The following is a 19,805-nucleotide window of genomic DNA, read 5'->3' on the forward strand; positions in this document are numbered from 1 at the left end:
GGCGCCCGATCCGGACATCATCATGAGGCGCTAGCGACCTCGGAAAGGACCATGACCCCAGCTACGACATCAACCCAACCCGACGAAGCCGCCAACGACGTCGATTGCCAAGCCCGCTAGGCAATCGTCTCGCCATCCGCGATCGCTCCGTCTCCACAACCTGATCAGCTCCGACGGAGCAATCGCTACCGGCGTGTCACTGGAGAGAGGAAGAATGGTAGCTTGACAACAAACCGCAATTAAAGGGCCGATTGACACCCGAGGGCAAGGCGCCATTACAGGTTTTGATCGCCGAGGAGACGATCGAAGAAGCCAAGATACGGGCAATCCGGGAGAAGACCAGCGTGTCCGGGGTCGTCGAGGAGCTGCTGCAGGGTGGCTAAACGGCACCTACAAGCTGAAGTAATAGTGATACACGCCGACCGAAAATTCGCGTCCTAGCGGGTTCCAGAAGACACTTTAGTCATACCGTTGCAGTCGAGCCGACTCGATTGACAAGCTGCGGCGCCAGCGCCAAGCCGACACCCGTCTGAACTCGGCGACCCGCACATCCGCCCGCCACTCTTGTGGGCGTCCGAACAGAACCAGCATCAGGACCTTAGACAACCGAGCGTCGCGTGACAGAAGGACGCGCCGCAACGCGCGTTTGTCGGTCCCGCTAAGACGGCCAGACAATGCATCAGGATGTGTGTGCCAATCACCGACATACACGTTCGTACGCCCCGATCGTTCGTATTCTAAGCCGATCTGAGCCGCTTCCCAAACGTGATCGTGTTCGTAGGAATAGCGTTTATGGACGGCGGCAGGACCTGCCCCCATCACGGCGGTGATCACGACGTTAGCATCGTCGGCCCAATATCCGGTAAGCACCCCGCCGGTCTCGTTCGGGTAGAAGCGGTCGGCGTCACCGCGCAATTTTTCCAGTGACGGCGACGAAATCCAGGCGGCTAGGCCTTGCATGTGCAGTTCGCATGTCGGGTCAAGATCTCGCTACGCCACGAGGGCAGTTTTACCCCAGCCTGCTCATTGAAACTCAGCGTGTGAACGGTAGTTGAGCCGTTCCCTCCACCGGCAGCAAGAAAAGCTGAAGCGACTCGCATTCCATGCAACGAGATTTCCTGCAGATCGTAAGACACACCTGTGAACGTTCGCTCTGAGCAACCTGGAGGCTGGACGAGACCGCTTTCGTCACCAAGGCCAGGCGGTTTGGAGATCAAGCCGTCGTCCCAAGCGCGCAGAAGACAAGCGGGGCAACCTCCTTCCGGACCATAGAGCACCACGACACCTCCACTAACCGGAGGCGATGCATGCATTGCCATGACGGGAAGGCCGAGCCGCGCCGTAAAGTCGTGAATGAATGACATATTCCAGTACGCCGCCGTGGCGTCGATAACCAGGTCAACTCCGTCGGCCGCATCGGTCAAGGCGCGCTCATCCCTGAACGGATATTTCTGCGACTGCGTCCCCAATTGGTGCTTGATAAAGCGCACGTCACAGTTGGGGAATTCGTTCTTAATGAAGGCATCCAGAGCCTCAACCTTCGACCGTCCCCAGGCGCTCGCCCCCAACGGCCAGCGCATGGAGTTGCCAGGCTCAACGATGTCGGAATCGAGTAGCCTGAGCTCTTTGACGCCGTTGCGAGCCAGATCAATTGCGAGCGGCGCTCCGATGGCACCCGTGCCGATGACGCAAACCTTCTTGGCAGATCGATCAGACGCTTGCGGCGCCCTCGAAGCCAAATCGGAAACACCCGCCCGTAAGGTGCGAACGATGCCCCCTGACAGGGGTTTGCGGCCTTGGAAACTCTTTTTGCTGCCCACAGACAGTGCGAAGAGCCAGCCGTCCCCGTTCCGCTTCCACTCGAGCTCGGAAGGATAAAGGAAAGCATTCAAACGGAAGCTCCGTGTGGACAGGGACGATGAAGAAAAAACTGGAGACGAAGAAGCGATTTCGAGGCCTATGAGATTCCGCAGAACGTCCTCGGTCCCGGGATTCGGAGTTGTATCGAGACGTTCCCACGGAATGGTTAGGTCCCTCGCGTTACCATTGGCGAGAAACGCGGGGAGTCGTCTGTTCCAGTCTGCCAGTACAGCGCCATCCTGTGCGAAAACCGCGGTCACCGACGCGCGCAATCGAGGCGTCTCCGTTTCGCCATTCTCGATGGTGTATTTGACACTAAGCCGACCTGAATCGATACGCTTGGCCCAGAGATCCCAAGTTGTCTCGATCAGGCAGTATGGAAGGTCATCTACTGGCGATCCGTTCCACCAAACTTCCGCTGGCTCGCCCTGCCGATCTTCATTGGCGCTTGCCTTCAGCGCATCGGTGAGCATCTCTCGAAGTAGGGCCGGTACCGTCAGACTAGAGGTCCATTGCCGACTATCCCTGCCGATAAGGCACAAGGTGCCGTCGGGGGCAACGTGTCTGCGATCGCGAAATGGCACCGGATCCCGCAGCAGGACCTGAGGCCGAAGAAAGGGATAACTGTCCGGATATACCGCCCTGAGTGGAAGAACTCCGCCCTCATGAGGCCACTCGAAATCAAGTACAAGTCGGTGGTCTTGCAGAGCACCGTCCTCGGGGCGAGGATCTACGTTTTCGGACTGAAACGCGTCGAGCTCCATCTGGAGCCGACCGGGAAAGCGTAGATCCCACTGCGGTATTCCGCCCCTTGGCTGCAGGACAGTATCGCCCACTCGCCTTACCCCACGACACGTGGCGGCGGCTTGGGAGGCTCGGGAGGACCGGGTGGCTTGCCGGGGTGCGGTGGCGGACCGTTGCCAGGCGTATCGCTGGGCGGGCCCGGCGGCACGTCAGGATGCTCCGGATGAGATGGGTGGGGCGGCTTAGACATCTTAAAACTCCTTCTGCTCGCTTGGGCCACGGGGCCGACGTACGCACGCTGCAAGGGCACAGATCCACACGTTCGTCGTCGGTACCCATCGATCCAGAGCCAAAAGTGTGGTCCCGTTACCTCACTTGCAAGAAAACACCGCAAAACTGCGGGATTTTCACGTTTTGCGGCATTTTCGCCGCAAATCACGGACTTTCTTTTGTGTGAACTAGATCAGGTCCCGTTTTGCTGAGCCGATAGTAATAACGATTATTCGTGCCACAACACGGCCGAGTAGCCTTGTGTGGTGCTCAAAAAATGCATTTTCGAGGCGCAACAGCCGGAAATCTGTGCAGAATCAGATGGATGACGTTATCGTTGGACACGGCATATCGCTCCTTCGGTGGAGAAGTGGAGGCGTCAAGCACCCCCACGATATGCCGCCTTTCCGATTCCCGCCGTCACCAACTTTGGGCGATAGCTCACGCAGCCGCCTCAAGTCCTTCAAACCGCCGATAACCGATGATGCGTCGGACCACGGCTCCGTTCTTCTGTTCGACAAACGCCTGGTCGTTCTTGCGGTAGGGTCGGCAACGCGTGAACTCGATGTTCATCTGCTCACATGCCGTGCAGCGAGAGCGGCAGCTGTCGGCGAACTTTTGTCGTCACGGTGCTCAGGAGCGTTTGCTCGCGCACCAGCAACGGCGCACACTCCGTCCAACAGGTCGCAATATCCGTGAGCACCAGCGTCTGTATAAAACCGGCGCGCGCCGAGGGCCCACTGTGAGCGACCAGATCGGCTTCGACTAAGCCCGGCGCCGGATACTTCCAGCCGGCGGACGTCCGTACCGGGATTCCGTCGCTCTGCGCTCGCCACCGGGCGGCACCGCTGGCGTCCACCTTCCTCTCGGATCTTGCCCAGCGCCCTATCGATCGTGGACGCGCTCCCCGCCAGTAGCTTCGCACAGGATTTCAGGAGCCAGGCCCATGTGACCGTTGCGTTCCATCGACTCGATCAGGAGCGGCAGCAGCGCTTTCAGCCTCTTGCCGCAGATCCGGTCGGATGCCTCACAAAGCACTACCAGCGCATTTCGCTCAGCTTCCTCGTAATCCGGCGACGGGTGCGCCGAACCGAGGATTGCCTCATCTCGCCTCGGAGCAGGCGCATCGCATGCTTTCGATGCAAGCCCGTCACAAGCACAAACTGGTCCAGAATTCGCGCTTCTCCGCGCGGCTCGCCTCTCTGTAGCGCTGCCCCACAGCGCCCGTCAGCTCTCTCCGAATCGCCATGCTCAGTTGCCTCATTATCGCGCCCGCAGTCCCATCCCACTGGGGAGCAAATTACGTGAGGCAGGCACAGCACAGCATTCAGGAACATTTCAACCGACTTCTTGCCATCCTCGTATGGCTTCCGACCGGGACGATCGCCCATGATGCCCTACACGCTTGAGGCCGATCCGTGTGCCACATCCAGGCGCACCGCTCTCGAGCGCTTCCTAAGCGACGGTCGCATCAAGCTCGACTCCAACGCCGTCGAGCGCGCAATCCGGCCACCAACCATCACGAGAAAAAACGCGCTCTTCGCGGGCAGCCATGGTGGCCGGACCTCGGCCACCATCGCCACGCTGCTGCAGACCAACGAAGATGAACAACCAGACCCGCACTCCTGGCTCACGCAAACTCTCGAACGGATCGCGCGGCGCTGGCCGATCTCTCAGATCGATACTCTCATGCCCTGAACTTCCAAGCCTGAACGGCCAAAGTTTCGCGCTTACGCCACTGCCAACACGTCTTACCGGCGGCGGCGCGCCTCGCGCAATTAAGGTGCTCGAAAGCGGGGTAGATCACCAAGCTGCGAGGATTTGCCGCATCGTGAAACGGGTATGAAAACCCAAGCAGGCTCGACGCGACAGCGATGGGGGCTTGAAGTCTACGTAGCGTCAGGTTGTACAGTCTGAATCATACATACGGCCTTCTCTGAAGCTTCATGATCACTCGGAGCGGCTCGGTTGGTTGTAGCGAATGTGAGGACGTTGACCTGAAGAGGAAGCAGAGCTTGCAGTGCAAGTATTGAAACCCGGTCGCCTTCCAACAGCAGTGGGGCGGCCCAATGTCGGTCGCCGATGTGCCGCATGCGATGTCCCGGAAGGAGGGGCGGCAACACCGTGGCTTTTTGAGTCGTGCGAGTATTTGGGTTTCGTTTCTCCTGGATCGTTTTGAGTTTGGCGAGCGGTCACCTGTTGCCCAGGAGCCGGGGCGCTTTTCTGCAGCAGCCAAGACCGGGCAGGTGTGAGTAATGCACGAGCTCGGAGCGACGCGCGATAACAGTCCCTTTTTGTTCAATTTGGCGATCTTGACGCCCGGCTTTTTGAAGCCGGAGTCTCTGTGGTCAATGCGCCGGAGTGTGGCTCCGGGGCAGCTATGAAGAATCTTCTCATCTTAGGAGAGTCGTGTGGAACCGATCTATAACGATCCGAACTCTTGGATGCGCTGGTACGCCGAGCAGCAGGCGTTGCAGCGTGCGGGGCAAGAGGCCGACGTCGACCCTGCGGATCAAGCCGGCTTCGAGCAGCAATTGGGCGAGCTGCAACTCCGCTCTCCTGAGGAGAGTTCCGGGGTTAGTTCCCCCGACAGTTCAGCCGCACGGTCGCATGAAAACATCCAGCGTACGGACGTTGGTGGTTCGATGCGAATGCGGCCAAGGTACAACCTGCGGGACAATTCGTTCAGCAGCACGCGTCACAGTGTCGATGTTCCGCACGCTCATCTTGGCTCGCCTGCAAATAATTACCGGTCTGACTTGCAGGACAGGCCATTCAGCAGCATGCGTTACGCAGCGCCCTCGGAGGAACAACCTACGGCGCGGACGAAGGACAATAAGCCGCGTGGACTGTTCTCTCGGGTCAAATCAGGGTTAAGCAAAGTCTTTGGAGGAAATCACCGTGAGAAGTGGTCCGGCGGCCCAGCCTCTGATGACGTCTACTCGGAGCTTCGCATCGACTTTGCAAAGCGCAGTCGCCCGTCCGAAGCAGACCTAGCGCTGATTGAAGAGTTCAAGACGGCATTGGGCAGCGCGAACCGTAAAACGAAGACGATCGAGAATTATGTGATGGCTCTTCGAATGTTCAGCGAATTCCTCCAACCCAAAGGCGTCACTCTGAACGACCTGCTTGGCAATGCTGATCTGCTGACAGCCTATAAAGATGAATTTAAGAAGGTGGCGAGCGCCAATAGCAGGAACTATGTGGGTGGAGCCTTGGATACACTCCAGAATTTCCAGGCTGGAAATCCCATATCTGCTCCAGCTGGGGTGGGTACGCGAGAGCAACCGATGCACCCCCAAGACGAGCGGATGATCCGCCAGTTCGTGGAAAACGTCAAAGACTACAGAGTAGATCCCGATGGTACCAGAGGCCGCGGGACTGGAAAGGTCCCGCTTGCAACGATCAAGGGCAATGTGCAAGCGCTCAACGCGTTTGCTCGTTGGCTCCGAGCGCAGAACAAGGGGCCCCTGGCTCCTCGGGCATTCAATGAGCCAAGGTCGCTCGCCGACGACATCAACGAGTACTTCGTAGCTGGCGGCGATGATCGTGACCGCCTCAGCGCGGCATTGTCTCATCTCCGCAGGATCGGGGCTGACGGGCTCCAAGCTGTCGGTGCCGGGCCCCGCCTGATGGGGCGCGAAACGTTGTCGGCTCATCCGAAGGACGTCTCCACGATCAGTGACTTTTTAACGGACGCTCTATCCAAGCTTGGATCCGACGCGACTCGCAAGGAGAAAATCTGCGCTTCGGCGAGGGCTTCCAGGCTACGCTCTTTTAGTGATTGGCTTCAAAGAGAGGGCAGGCCGAGCATCATGGACCGTATCGAGGGCAATGCTAAGCAGCAGTCGTCATTGAGCGCAGATTATGCGGCGTACAGCAAAGCCACAAAGCAGACACCCCCACTCGATCTCCTTCGACAATACCTGGGTCTCGAGCCCCAACAAGGACTTCGTGCTTATGACGATGACGCCAGCCTGATCGAGAGCCTGGCCAAGGAAGAGCTGAGAAACCTCGACCCAGCTTCCGAACAGAGAAGAAAAACAATTCGTAATACTGCTTCGGCCCAACGCAATTTCAGTAATTGGCTCCGCACAGAGGGTAGGGAAAGCATCGCGAGCCGAATCAACGGCAATAGTGAGCAGCGGCGCTCGCTGGAGGCAGACCACCGGGCTTTCACGGAAGCCAAAGGGAAACTTGGCCTGAGTCTCAGGAAGCTCAGGCAGTATCTGCAACTCGTTGAGGCGAACAGAGGGCTGGGTGTGACCTTCCCTCAGCAGAGGGCTAGCTCGAACTCAACCTCAACCTGGGTGCGAGATTTGCCGACGCCGCCGTCCGAAAGTGAGTGGCCGCCGCTGCTAGATCCGTTTGGGCAGGCTGGCTTGCAGGAACCGGCCAGGTCGAGCTCGACCTGGTCCCCGCACGTGCCGTCCGACTTTGATCCAAGTGAGTGGCCGGCAGCGCAAGGCCCGGTTGGCCCGGGTTGGCAGGACCTGGCCGGCTCGAGCTTAACCTGGTCTCCACGAGTGCCGTCCGACTTCGAGTGGCCAACTCCAGAGGGCGCGCCAGCTCGGTCCTCAGACATCTACCACGGTTTGGCTTCTTTCACTGATCTGCCGTCCACACCGCAGGAAATGCGTGACGACGCCCAGTCAAGGCCGGTGCTCAGCCCTGCCGGCAGACCGCCGTTCTTCATCGGTTCATCAGGCACGCCGCAAGAGCTCGAGGATATCGGATATCTCGTCGGCGAGGATTGGCAGCATGGCTCACAGCCGGTGCCGGACTTCCTGCTCGATGTACTGGACAATAGAATGCTGTTGCCGAGTTCGCGAATGGCTCCCCAGCCGGTCTCTATCAACGGTGAGACCTACTCCATTGCGTTGGGGCCGCGAGGACGCCGCGACGCCCAGCTGATCCATCACCCTGGCCCATCCTCGGTTCCTGATGCCCGGATCGGCGCTTCGAGGGCGAGTGCCTCTGCCAGCGACCGCAGCGGACGGGTGCTCGGAGCCTCGGAATGGCTGGGTGATCAGCATATCCAGCGGGACTACGAGCTCCTGTCGCAGGAGTTGCGGCAAAGCAATCCAAACCTCGCCGCCCGGACCCGGTTCGTCGATCCTCTCATCGCCTTTCAGGTGGGCCATGGTACGGACGGCGACGCCCTGGACGCATTCCATCGCATTGTCAACGATCGGAATGGCAACGATACGGCCGACTTCCTGTTCTTGCCGGTGAGTGATGCGAGCGCTACGAACCTTCATGCCCGCGGCTCCCATTGGTCGTTGCTGCTGGTAGATCGCCGCGATCGCGACAGGCCGGTCGCCTATCATTACGACTCCGCCAAGGCATACTACGACTCCGCCAAGGCATACAATGCCACACCTGCAGCAAAGCTCGCAGCGCGGGTGGGAGCCGATTTGCGAGATGCCCCCATGCGCCAGCAGGGGAACGGCTATGATTGCGGAGTGTTTGTGGTCGACGGTACCCGGGCGCTGGTCAGACGGCTCGCGGGAAGACGGCACGCAGATCTGAGCCTCCTCTACCTCGTCGTCGATCGGCAGGCACTGCGAAACCGGCTAAGTGGGTGAAGTGGCTTCAACTGAATAGCGCGTGCAGCTGGTTGAACTGTATCCGTCCGAGATAAGCCGGGGACAGTACGCCTGAGGGGTTCGGTTCCTCTGTGCATCCTGATGAGCTCCATCAGGTTAGCCGAGTCGGTGAACGCCATGAGCCGTCGTTACCTATGCTGTAAACCGAGATGACGCCGCCCACCGGGTCCACTCCGTTGGCCACATCCCAGAGCCAGTCCTCGTCCTCGCCGAGGTCCTTTGCCACGCGACCAATGGTGAAGACGAAATTGACTCTGTTGACGTGTGCTGAGCGGAGGACGTCGACGTGAGCGACGTCTAATTCCACGGCAGCAACTGGTGTAGGCAGCTCTGTGGCATGTCCGCGATGCGCGCGAAGGCGTCGGCGAGCCACGCTTTCGCATCGATGTTGTTGAGACGCGCCGTATGATGAGCGTCATCCGGCGGGAAGTTCCGAACCGGACGTTTAATTGGACAGCCCGCGGCCGGGCTTCTGCGAGGTCGACATGGCCGCCCCTGGCGGCACGTCGGTGGCGGGATCGTTCATCCAGACCATGACGATGGCCGATTCGCGACGGGCTGGACGGAGTGCCTGCCGTTGGTGAGGCGGGATGGCTCGCTGGTTGTCGAGGCTATGAAACACGCACAGAGCCGGTTCCGCTGGCTTCTACGCGGTGTGGACTTCGACAACGACAGCAGGTTCATGAACGAGGTCTTCGCGCCGCGGTGCGCCAACCGAAGCTCGGGGTGACGCGCTCGCGTGCCTACAACAAGAACGGTCAGGCCTTCGTCGAGCAGAAGAATGGTGCGTTGTGCGTCGCTTGATGGGCTACGGCCGTTTCGTTGCCCTCGACACGGCGCACGTGATGGGCCGTCACTATTCGGCGGCAACTCTACGTCAACTTCTTTCAGCCGTCGTTCAAGCTCAAGGAAAAGCGCCGAGAAGGGGCCACGCCTGCACCCTTTGGTTTTAAGAGTTGGTACGCGGCTTGCTCCGTTCGGAGCAACATTATGGCGCGAGAGACACACGTGCGCGTTGTAAGGAGCGGTTCATCTGCAGGGTTTGCGATAAGCGTGGCACCATCCTAAGGGAACGAAGTGACCCAACCATGCCCATGAGAAAGCGTGCCGACCAAAAACTGCAATATCTTCACGTCGTGTACGCGTCAATCCAGCTTTCTCTTCTGGTGCCGACTTCGAGACTCTTCCATGCGAGATCCGTACGAAGGCCGATCTCGTGGTCCTTCTCACTCTCGTCGACCCTATCGAGCACCGCCCGCACTGGCGAGGTTGTCTCGGCTTCGAACGTCGGGATAGTCCCGAGAAAGAATGATCAAATCGACCGGGCTTGCAGAATTCGATTGATTAAGGCCACCGCACAAACCTGTCCAGGGGCTGCGAGATACCAGATACCGGTATTTCGAAGTCCGTGAGGTATCAACGCCTGCTCGGCGAACGTCCGCTTTGGGCAATTGGGTTGAACGCTCGAGCTTGCGAACAGCCGAAAGCGCGGATTCACATAGGCATAGAAGCCTGGGATGAAACGATTGGGCGAACAGCAAGCGCATCAAGCGACCTATCGTAGGCATGAAGGCAGATCTCTGTAAGAACGCGGACCACCAATCGCCGGGCCTGAAGCACTACCGGAGAAGCGCACCGCTTTGGGACCAGCAAAAAGTAGCCGATCATCGGCGCCAGGCAGATATCAGCTAGCCACCTCATTGCCGTCTCGATCAGAGACAAGACACGATCGGAGCTTCTCTTGCGCGCGGGTGCCGCTCTTTCACGTTTCAAACGCATTCACCGTGTGTTCGCCGTCGCGATCGGCGCCAAGAGCACGACGAGGCACATGAGCCCGGCTAGGACCCCAAATGCGGCCGGCAGTCCCACGTACTTGGCCAGTAAGCCGATACCAGCTGGCCCAATGAGAATTCCGGCATAACCCACCGTCATGATCGCGGCAATCGCCGGACCAACGGGCATCGCCTCCTGCGTGCCGGCGCGCCGGAACAGAATCGGGGCGACATTCGATAGGCCAAGACCAATGAGCAGCAAGCCGATCATGGCGATGACGGCCGCCGGTGCCGCCAGCAGAGCTCCGAAACCTGCCAAGGCCAGTAGACTTCCGAACATAAGTGTCGCGCGGTCCCCCGCCCGTTCGACGACGGCGTCGCCAGCAAGGCGTCCCACCGTCATGGCTATGGAGAACAGTACATACGCTAAGCCGCCCTGCGTCTTTGGAGCAAGACCAGCGCCGACGACCAACAAGGCAGCCCAATCGAGCATCGCGCCTTCGATAAGGAAGGCGATCGCCGCAATCACGGCTAGAAGGAGCACGATGGAACGCGGCAGAACGAACGACGGTCCCTGGTCCGCCTGCGCCGTTGGTACCAATCGCGGCCACGCCAGCATGATCGCGATCACTATCAATCCCGAGCAGACCACAGCCGAAACAAATGCGTCAATCTGCAGCGAGAGAAAAGCGGTCATGGCTGCAGACCCCACAAGTCCCCCGATGCTGAATTGAGCGTGGAAGCTGGACATCAGCGGGCACTCCGCCGTGCGCTCCACCTCCATCGCATGAATGTTCGCGGCCACGCTAATCGAGCCTATCGAGGCGCCTAAGGCGAAAAGCGCGACGCCGAGCGCCAACTTGCTAGCTGTCGTGAGGCACGGCAGGACGATCGCGAGACTAAGCCCACCCACAAGAATGATCAGCCTGACGCCGTAGCGGGCGCTCAAAACACTGGTCAGAAGCATCGCGATGATGGATCCAGCACCCAGGCAGAGCAGTAGTAGGCCAAGCACGCCGTCATCGGCCGCCAGCCGGTCTTTCGCAAATGGTACGAGCGGGGCCCAGGCCCCGAAGCCAACGCCGGGAACGAAGAATGCAAGACGCGTTGCTAACCGAGAGGATGGTTGACCAGCAGACGCCATGACAGGGACCCTATTGATAGACGACCTGCGGGCGCTGTACCAACGACGGACTCCCGAGCGACAGAGAGTGCGCAGGTTCGGCGGTCGAGAGGACATCGTTTGTTGGCGCAATCCGCCATGCCGGACGGTTCAGCGCGTGATATCGGATCGCGTCGATCGTCACTGTTCTAGTTCGATCCGCGACAACATCTTTGATTGCAAATACGATGCCACCGCGAAAACGCACGTGACGACTCGATACGATCGGGCAACTGTGCCGGCTAGGCATGGAGCGTCGGGGGCTCTCAACAAGCTTGATACTTGCTGATTGATGAGCGCGGTCGCGCACTGAAGGAGCACGAAGCACCCGAGTGCGCCTCGAGACCGCGTATTGCGATTCCGTGACGCCCTTCAGCGCGCCAACGCGGCCTCGCCTTCCGTAGTCATATCCGCGACAAATCAATATGGCTCAGTCGCAAAGCTGACGACGAGATGAAATTGTCCGCCGATCGCAATGGGCCTCAATGCGAGGCGATTGGTTTGCAACCCTGTTACTCTGGGCTTGCGTAGCCTGAGCTTGTGGCAACCGACATCGCGATGTAGACGCCGACATAAACAGTTGATCATCGAAGGTACGCAGAGGCTTGTGTGCCTGCTAGACCCATCGTCTTTGTCAACGCCCCCCGTCACGGCTCGCCATTGACGACTTCTTCATCGAATTGGCTGTGCACATGGACCGGCATTGATTCTTGTCCGTGTGCGGGAGGGATGCGCTCGTTGCCCAACATTCCATCGAGAAAGCTGCCCCGCCGAGATCGCGACCCGCTCCTACGTAAACAGCGGACGAATCCGTTGCTCGGTCTGCCGCAACAAAGAAGCCCACAGCGTCGCGCATCTTCGACCGACGCTCCACCAATCATCAAATCCCGAATGATGGTGGCCCATAGATTCAGAACCACCCGAAAATTGCAACTGTAGTGCTAGATCCGGTGCGCCAAATGCATCGAACTCCGTCCGGATCGCGTGTCGGTGTTTCGTTACGCGCATATTCTCTCCTTCAAGAAGGATCAGTGCAAGATCGGCGAATGCGCGCTGCCCCAGACAGTCGCGCGTCATCTTCAGTCGGAATTGATTACGGAAGCCCCGGTCGACGCGGGCTACGTGCGCATTAGTTTCGACCACTTCGATCTACCCCGGCTAGAAATCTTGCCGCGGCGAAGCGCGAGGGGCGGCCGCGTCGGAACTTCCAGGGTTACACCGACGAGACCGCCGAAACAGATAAGAAGAACACAGTTTGTCGATTTGGTTCTGAATTGCGCTACAGAGTTGGCAACGCGAGCAGTACGTTGTCGATCAGCCGGGTCGAACCGACGTAGGCTGCGGCACAGAGCGCCGCCGGAAGCCGCAGCGGACTCGCGGCGCGCTTGAGCGTATCACCATCGACAAGTTCAAGGTATTGCAGCCGATCAACGGTCTCAAGATGCCGCTCCGCGATCGCAATCAGCTTATCCACCTCGCGCACTCCTGAGCGGAACTCATCCGCCGCGGCGAACAGCCCACGACTGATGGCAACGGCTCGCCGACGTTCTTCCTCGCTCAGATTGCGATTGCGACTGCTCATCGCGAGCCCGTCCGGTTCCCGAACGGTTGGCACGGTGACGATCTCGATCGGAAGATTGAGATCAGTTGCCATGCGACGCACGACCGCGCATTGCTGAAAATCCTTTTGCCCGAAAAACACGACGTCCGGACGCACCATGTTGAACAGCTTGCATACCACGGTTGCGACGCCGCGAAAATGCCCAGGCCTAAAAGCCCCGCATAGTGGCTTCGCCAATTCGCCCGGTTCGACGAAGGTCTCGAATTGAGCCGGATAGACTTCCCGTGCACCCGGCGCGAAGACAATCGCAACACCGGCATCGCGGCACAATTTTTCATCGCGCAGGAAATCGCGAGGATAGCTGCTGAGATCCTCGTTTGCTCCGAACTGCGTCGGATTGACGAAGATGCTAACGACGGTGACGTCGCATTGCGCTCGGCTCGCCTTGACCAGGGCCAGATGGCCCTCGTGCAAATAGCCCATTGTCGGCACTAGCCCGACGCGTTTGCCCGCGCTGCAAGCCTTCGCCAGTTCACGACGAAGCTCAGCGACCGTCGTAATCGTCTGCATCGTAGCACCTTACATCAGGTTGTCTTAGGAGGAGCCCAGTTTGCGATGATGTCACCCAGGCTTTCAGGAAGCCGATAGGACTCTTGCGGCGCCGGGAACGCTCCACTGCGGACATCGGTAGCCCAGCGCGACAGCGCCTCCTGCAACAGCTGAAAACCATCTGCATAGGCGCGAACGAATTTGGCCCGACGACCTTCGGTCAGCCCCAGCACGTCATGGAATACGAGCACTTGGCCCGAGCACCCGGGACCCGCGCCTATTCCAATAGTTGGTATCGACAGCGATTCGGTCGCTCGCTGGGCGAGCTCGGCCGGAATGCCTTCAAGCACCAACGCGAAGCATCCGGCCTCCTGCAGACGGTGAGCGTCATCAAGCAGCCGCAAAGCGTCATCGGCTTTCCGGCCCTGCACCTTGAATCCGCCCATGATATTGACGCTCTGCGGGGTGAGGCCGAGATGGCCCATGACGGGAATTTCGCAATCGACCAGGGCGCGCACCATTTCCACGCGCTTGGCCCCGCCCTCGAGTTTCACTGCATCTGCACCTCGCTGCAGGAATCCTCCGGCGTTACGTATCGTCTCCTCCGGACTGAGGTGAAAGCTAAGAAACGGCATATCGGCCACGAGCAGGGCACGGGGCCTTGTGCGCGCAACAGCCTCGAGATGATGATTCATCATCGCCACGCTGACAGGCAACGTGTTGTCGAATCCGAGGCAGACATTGCCAACACTGTCGCCGACAAGAATGATGTCGACGATGGGGTCAGCGATGCCTGCAGTAACCGCATCGTAGGCGGTGGTCATGGCGACACGCCGCCGCTCCTGCTTCCACCGCTGCAGGATTGGAATCGTGATCCGCTCAACTGATACTTCCGAAGCGTGGCTCATTTTCGATCCGTTCCGTCAGATGGCCTCAGGTCGATTTCGCAGCTCTAAGCGATACAATTTAATCTCACCTGTCTCGCCTACGATTTTGAAGCCACCGCCCTCCCGAAGTCCCCGCGTCTCCGAATATGCTAGGCGAACGGTAATCCGATTCTTGCGACCGAAGCAGTTGAGTATTGCGCGCATCCCGGGGGACCACCCTTTTTCTATGGCGGACGAGTGAAAACTGTCAACCATGAAAGGGAAACATACGCCTCCAAAGTAGTAGGCGCGTGCATAAAAACTCCAATGGTCGCGCGACCATCAAGCAAGAACTCACCAGATTCAAATTGTCATTTGGAAGCGCGTTGCGTCACGCTGGGTCTCAGGGCGCGCCGATGCGATCATTCTGGCAATTTGCCTGCGGCGTTGTCTTAACCGCATCTCTTGCATGTCGGACTGGCTGGCTCTGCCCAGGGAGGCAATACTCTACCGGAGCGAGTTCTTTTCCGAGCCTCATCAAGTTCAACTGCAGCCCGAGGATTTGTTGCCGCTCACACCTGCTGCGCTGCATCAACGCTCCGGCATACTTACTTCCCCATACAGAGCTGATAGAAATTGCGTACCATGCCCTGCTCCAATCCCTTCCCCGGGATACTTGGCACTTTCCAGCTCCCGAAACAGGCCTCGCGCTCACCTCTGTTGTAGCGGCATATCGCGATCGATTAGTTCGATGAACCCCTGCCTGTCGGCCGAAAATTGCGTTGCGCGTATTCCGCGGTGAAATCCTTCAAACGAGCTCGGAGTGACCGCCGCGCCTTCGTCAAATGCAAGCGAGTGCTTTCCAGCGCAGCAGATCGTGAAGACGCGCGTCTGCCGCCGCTAATTCGATGGCGTGTGGATAACCCGACCGTACAGACTTGTCAGGCGAGCCGCTTAGAGGCGTCGCTGACCTGAGGCGCCGGTGCGCTTGCCGTCGGCTTGCTGCTCAATTCGTAGCAGCCGTGGCAACCCAAGCGTCAGGCCATCGAAGACTCGACAGTTTGACACGGCCAGCCAAGTCATGCGATGCAAAAAGGGCTAAGCGGGGTTAAGGCGCAGTAGTGCGGTCGCAATCTAAGCGGCGGCCGCCATTGCGAGGTCAGCAGCTTCTGCTGCACACGTTCAAAGGCCATTACTATTCGTCGAAGACACGATTTCGTCAACAACACCCCGCATTCCCTTGGTGCGTCTTTTCGTGGCGTCTTGTACTGGTTGTCAGCGCGATCGTTCTACCCGCCGCGCCAATGCGTATGTCGGGTCGATACCGCAATAGGCGTCCGTCCCCGAACGAGAACTGGCAATTGCCAGGATCCCCCGGATACGTCCTTGCAGACAAGAGCGTCCTGCCAAGCGGTCGCAGGACGTACGCCCGAAGGCGAGACAAAGCCAAGTGGCATGGGAAGTGCTAGCAGCGACAAACAGCAGATTGCGCATGTCTTGCCTCCGCTAGGCTTTGCCTAAGGATAGACCATCGAATTACTTGTATTGATGTCAAGCAAATGGCAGCCGCGCTTCCCTGGGCAATCGCATCCACCGATGTACCAGCGCGTTGGGCTCTCACGCGCATGCAAGCAACGCGGTCCAAGTGAAGGCCGTCTAGGAGTGCTCGATCAGAACCGCGGCACCTCGGGCGGCCATTTTTTTCCAAAACTTGGCGAAGGCGGAGCAGCATTTCAGCGACTTTCCGGAAGGCAGCGCAGCCTTCCGGCGCGATGCAGCTGCGCGTTGGAAGCGCCTCCAGGCAAGCGTGTGCACCAGGTACTACCCTTCTTCGTTACTTCGCGACGAGCAGCGCCGAAACGATAAGCTCCTCCCAGGCGACATGTATGGCTAAGACTATCGCCACGTTCCGCGATTGAAAGTCGTTTCACGATCATCTCTCTGCGGTGATCAGCCGAAGAGCGGAATCAACCTTGAAGTCACGCGTCGATGTCATCGCTTCAGGGGCTGGCGGCGGCCTTCCCCCTTCTGTTTTGTGACCCAGCCTGTATTCAACGAAGGAGCGCATTTTGCTGCAGTTCTTATGCGCCGATCCTGCAAGTGAGACCGTTTCATGCACGAGATCCGCGCGAAGCTAATGACCGTCGACGGAAGCATCTGCTGAACTTGTCCTAGCGACTATGATCAGGCGGTTCCTTACTTCGATGCAGAATTTCGTCTCAGAGATTGTCTACCTTGCGTAATAGCGGAGGAAGAACAGCAAGCTAAACACCCGCCACCGCAATGGTGCAGGGCGCCTGCCGTGCAGTGGCATCTGAACGGCTGCCCGAGGCTTGCAGACTTTGCGATGAGGCATCTGTCGCTTTGGGCGAAGTCAAACCGGAATGTTCGCGATCACCGACGGTCATCTATGATTCGACACATCGTATTCTTCACCGCAAAAGATTAGGCGCATGTCGACAAAATAGTCGACGGCCTTTCCGTACTCGCCAAAATCCCGCACGCACGCCGGCTTGAGGTCGCTCGCAACCGCAAGAGTGACCGGCCTGGCAACGAAATTGACGTGATCGTCTACGGTGAATTCGACGACGATGTCGAACTGGTAGCCTATAAAGCGCACGAGCTTTACCAGGAGTCGATCCGGCAGGTAAGACCGCTCCGAGAGCTACGTCTCGCGGCCGATTACAGCATGTCAACAGATGCGGAGCCATTTGGCAGGCCCTACCCGCGGGCGTAATTAACCTGGCAGGCACGTAGGGGTTTTTGGGTGCCCACGAGGCACGCCTTCGCCGGACGGGATTACAATCGGCCATGTATCGCTGAGCGACAGACTGCGGATTCCGATCGATGTCGCCCAGGATTCCGAGATGATCTCGCCCACCATTCCGATTTGAAGTCGCCCACCCGTTCCGAGATGATGTCGCCCACCATTCCGGGATGATGTCGCCCGGGTGACGAGGCCTCTTCTGGCTCCCATAGGGTCAACTCTTTCGCTTTGCGAAGGGGACCCTGGATGCCGACGGAGAGGCTTGCGATGCGCCGTGTGCGCGATGTGATCAGAATGAAGGCGGCCGGGCTGCCGAGCCGCGAGATTGCGCGACGGGTGGGCGCGGCGCCCTCGACGGTGCGCCTGGCGCTCCGGCGGTTCGAGGCCGCGGGCTTGAGCTGGCCGTTGCCAGACGACGTCACCGACACGGTTCTGGAACTTCGCCTGTTCGCGAAGACCGGCAATGGCAACCGTCAGGGTCACCGCCGCATCGCCGAGCCCGACTGGGCGAGCGTGCACCGCGAGCTCAAACGCAAGCACGTGACGCTGTCGATCCTGTGGGAGGAATATATCGCCGCGGAGCCTGGCGGATACCGGTACTCGCGCTTCGGTGAGCTCTACCGCGCCTGGGAAGGCCGTCTGTCGGTGACGATGCGCCAGGCCCATGCGGCCGGCGACAAGTTGTTCGTCGACTATGCCGGCGATGGCGTGCCGGTGGTGGTCGACCGCCTTACCGGTGAGCGCAGAACGGCGCAGATCTTCGTCGCCGTGCTCGGCGCATCGAGCTTCACCTACGCGCAGGCGACGTGGACGCAGGGGCTCGCCGACTGGATCAGCGCCCATGTTGGCGCCTTCGCGGCGATCGGCGGCATACCGGCGCTGCTGGTGCCCGACAACACCAAGGTCGCGGTCATTAAGGCGAGCCTGTACGACCCGCAGATCAATCGTACCTACGCGGAGATGGCGGCGCATTACGGCACCGCCATCTTGCCGGCGCGGCCGCGCAAGCCGCGCGACAAGGCCAAGGTCGAGCAGGCCGTCCTCATCGTCGAGCGCTGGCTGCTCGGCCGCCTGCGTCATCGCACCTTCTACAGCCTGGCCGAGGTCAATGCGGCGATCGGCGAACTGCTCACGAGGCTGAACGAGGAACGGCCGATCCGGCGGATAGGCGTGACACGCCGCCGGTTGCTCGAGGAGGTCGACCGGCCGGCGCTCAAGCCATTGCCGGGTTCCCCCTACGTCCCCGCCGAGTGGCGGATCCGCCGCGTCAGTCTCGATTACCACGTCGAGGTGGAGAAGCATTACTACAGCGTTCCGCATCGCTTCGCCCGCGCCGAGGTCGAGGTGCGGTTCACGGCCCGCACCGTCGAGATCTTCCACAAGGGCGAGCGGATCGCCGCGCATCAGCGCATGAGCGGCAATCACAAACACACCACCGTGCCGGAGCACATGGCCTCCAGCCATCGGCGCTACGCCGGCTGGACCATCGCGCGTATCCGCCAGGACGCCGCCGCGATCGGGCCGGCGACCAGCGCGTTGTGCGACCTCATTCTCGACGAGCGCTCGCACCCCGAGCAAGGCTTCCGCGCCTGTCTCGGCATCCTCAGGCTCGCCGCCTCCTATGGACGCGAACGGCTGGACGCTGCGGCTGCGCGGGCGATCGACATCGGCGCGCGCACCTATGGCTCGGTCAAGTCGATCCTCGCCAACAATCTCGATCGGCGTCCTGCTCACCAGCGCTCCGCGGACGATGCGCCGATCCTGCATGCCAACATCCGCGGACCGCGCTACTACAATTAGGAGATCATCCCTTGCTCACCCATCCGACCCTCGACCGCCTCAACGCCCTCGGCCTCCATGGCATGGCCAAGGCCTTCGCCGACATCGAAGCCACCGGTGAGGCCGCAAGCCTCGGTCACGCCGAATGGCTCGCGCTGCTGCTCGAACGTGAAGCCTCGCTGCGGCACGACAAACGGCTCGCCACCCGCCTGCGCTACGCAAAGCTGCGCCAGCAGGCGTGCGTCGAGGACATCGACTACCGCACCCCGCGCGGTCTCGACCGCCCGCTGTTCGCTAAGCTTGTCGAGGGCCGTTGGATCGACGACCACGTCAATCTCCTGATCTGCGGCCCGGCCGGCGTCGGCAAGAGTTGGCTCGCCTCGGCGCTCGGCCACAAGGCCTGTCGCGACAATCGCTCTGTGCTCTATCAGCGCGTCCCGCGACTGTTCGACGATCTGGCGCTCGCCCGCGGCGACGGCCGCCATCCACGCCTGTTGCGCGGCCTTGGCCGTGTCGATCTGCTGATCCTCGATGATTGGGGACTCGAGCCGCTCGACGCCGGTGCCCGTCACGACCTCCTGGAAATCCTCGAAGATCGCTACGGTCATCGCTCCACCATCGTCACCAGCCAGCTCCCCGTGGACCAGTGGCATCTGCTCATTGGAGATCCCACCTATGCCGACGCCGTGCTCGATCGTCTCGTCCACAATGCCCATCGGCTCGACCTCACCGGTGAGAGCCTGCGGCGAACCCGGCAATCCGCCCGAAAGACCTGAGCCCGTGGCGCTGTGGACATGCCGCTGCGCTTGGACGACGCAATCGCGTTGCCCACATGCCCACAGCAACCGCAGAAGAAGAAAACAGGT

At 59.9% G+C, this 19,805-nt stretch carries 12 protein-coding genes and 3 pseudogenes; 7 read left to right on the forward strand and 8 right to left on the reverse strand.

Annotation, left to right across the window (positions count from 1 at the left end; all coding sequences use genetic code 11):
• The first annotated feature begins 251 nt into the window (after positions 1–251).
• On the forward strand, positions 252–383 hold the full coding sequence (locus IVB54_RS41510) for a hypothetical protein (RefSeq protein ID WP_018460471.1): 132 nt from the start codon (positions 252–254) through the stop codon (positions 381–383).
• A 76-nt stretch (positions 384–459) separates the two neighbouring features.
• Here IVB54_RS41510 and IVB54_RS31350 read toward each other — a convergent pair whose 3' ends face one another.
• The 3 genes and pseudogenes from IVB54_RS31350 to IVB54_RS31360 all read right to left on the reverse strand — a co-directional run.
• Positions 460–960 carry a Mov34/MPN/PAD-1 family protein gene (locus IVB54_RS31350; RefSeq protein ID WP_018460470.1) on the reverse strand — a complete coding sequence of 167 codons (501 nt, stop codon included), beginning with the start codon at positions 958–960 and terminating at the stop codon, positions 460–462.
• Positions 948–2,624, reverse strand: a complete 1,677-nt coding sequence (locus IVB54_RS31355; RefSeq protein ID WP_256465309.1) for a ThiF family adenylyltransferase — start codon at positions 2,622–2,624, stop codon at positions 948–950. Before IVB54_RS31355 ends, IVB54_RS31350 begins: the two co-directional genes overlap by 13 nt.
• A gap of 694 nt (positions 2,625–3,318) precedes the next feature.
• Positions 3,319–4,138, reverse strand: a pseudogene (locus IVB54_RS31360) (ISNCY family transposase); the annotation flags it as partial.
• A 158-nt stretch (positions 4,139–4,296) separates the two neighbouring features.
• Between IVB54_RS31360 and IVB54_RS31365 the strand changes: the two are divergent.
• From IVB54_RS31365 to IVB54_RS31375, 3 genes and pseudogenes are all read left to right on the forward strand, one after another.
• Positions 4,297–4,572: pseudogene (locus IVB54_RS31365) on the forward strand (transposase); the annotation flags it as partial.
• A gap of 371 nt (positions 4,573–4,943) precedes the next feature.
• Entirely contained in the window at positions 4,944–5,126 is a 183-nt protein-coding gene (locus IVB54_RS31370; RefSeq protein WP_157643078.1) for a hypothetical protein, read from the forward strand.
• 159 nt (positions 5,127–5,285) lie between these two features.
• Positions 5,286–8,462, forward strand: a complete 3,177-nt coding sequence (locus tag IVB54_RS31375; protein ID WP_345956915.1) for a Ulp1 family isopeptidase — start codon at positions 5,286–5,288, stop codon at positions 8,460–8,462.
• 318 nt (positions 8,463–8,780) lie between these two features.
• Here the strand turns inward: IVB54_RS31375 and IVB54_RS31385 are convergent.
• The 5 genes and pseudogenes from IVB54_RS31385 to panB form a co-directional block, all read right to left on the reverse strand.
• Positions 8,781–8,888 (reverse strand): annotated as a pseudogene (locus IVB54_RS31385) (transposase domain-containing protein); the annotation flags it as partial.
• 1,374 nt (positions 8,889–10,262) lie between these two features.
• Entirely contained in the window at positions 10,263–11,399 is a 1,137-nt protein-coding gene (locus tag IVB54_RS31390) for an MFS transporter (protein WP_247367985.1), read from the reverse strand.
• Between the two features lie 807 nt (positions 11,400–12,206).
• Positions 12,207–12,560 (reverse strand): hypothetical protein, encoded by a 354-nt coding sequence (locus tag IVB54_RS31395; RefSeq protein WP_247367982.1) that lies wholly within the window; start codon positions 12,558–12,560, stop codon positions 12,207–12,209.
• A gap of 136 nt (positions 12,561–12,696) precedes the next feature.
• On the reverse strand, positions 12,697–13,548 hold the full coding sequence (gene panC, locus IVB54_RS31400; RefSeq protein WP_247367979.1) for a pantoate--beta-alanine ligase: 852 nt from the start codon (positions 13,546–13,548) through the stop codon (positions 12,697–12,699).
• 14 nt (positions 13,549–13,562) lie between these two features.
• On the reverse strand, positions 13,563–14,435 hold the full coding sequence (gene panB / locus IVB54_RS31405; protein ID WP_018458909.1) for a 3-methyl-2-oxobutanoate hydroxymethyltransferase: 873 nt from the start codon (positions 14,433–14,435) through the stop codon (positions 13,563–13,565).
• 2,452 nt (positions 14,436–16,887) lie between these two features.
• Between panB and IVB54_RS31410 the strand changes: the two genes are divergently transcribed.
• The 3 genes from IVB54_RS31410 (at position 16,888) to istB (ending at position 19,715) form a co-directional block, all read left to right on the forward strand.
• Complete coding sequence (locus IVB54_RS31410; RefSeq protein WP_247367997.1) at positions 16,888–17,130, forward strand: Dabb family protein; 243 nt, start codon at positions 16,888–16,890, stop codon at positions 17,128–17,130.
• A gap of 297 nt (positions 17,131–17,427) precedes the next feature.
• Entirely contained in the window at positions 17,428–18,960 is a 1,533-nt protein-coding gene (gene istA / locus IVB54_RS31415) for an IS21 family transposase (RefSeq protein ID WP_247777530.1), read from the forward strand.
• Positions 18,961–18,971: 11 nt separating this feature from the next.
• A complete protein-coding gene (istB, locus tag IVB54_RS31420) occupies positions 18,972–19,715 on the forward strand; it encodes an IS21-like element helper ATPase IstB (RefSeq protein ID WP_247454818.1) in 744 nt (247 codons plus the stop codon).
• The last annotated feature ends 90 nt before the right edge of the window (positions 19,716–19,805 follow it).

The organism is Bradyrhizobium sp. CW1 (assembly GCF_023100665.1).
In the GTDB taxonomy this organism is placed as follows: Bacteria; Pseudomonadota; Alphaproteobacteria; order Rhizobiales; family Xanthobacteraceae; genus Bradyrhizobium; species Bradyrhizobium canariense_D.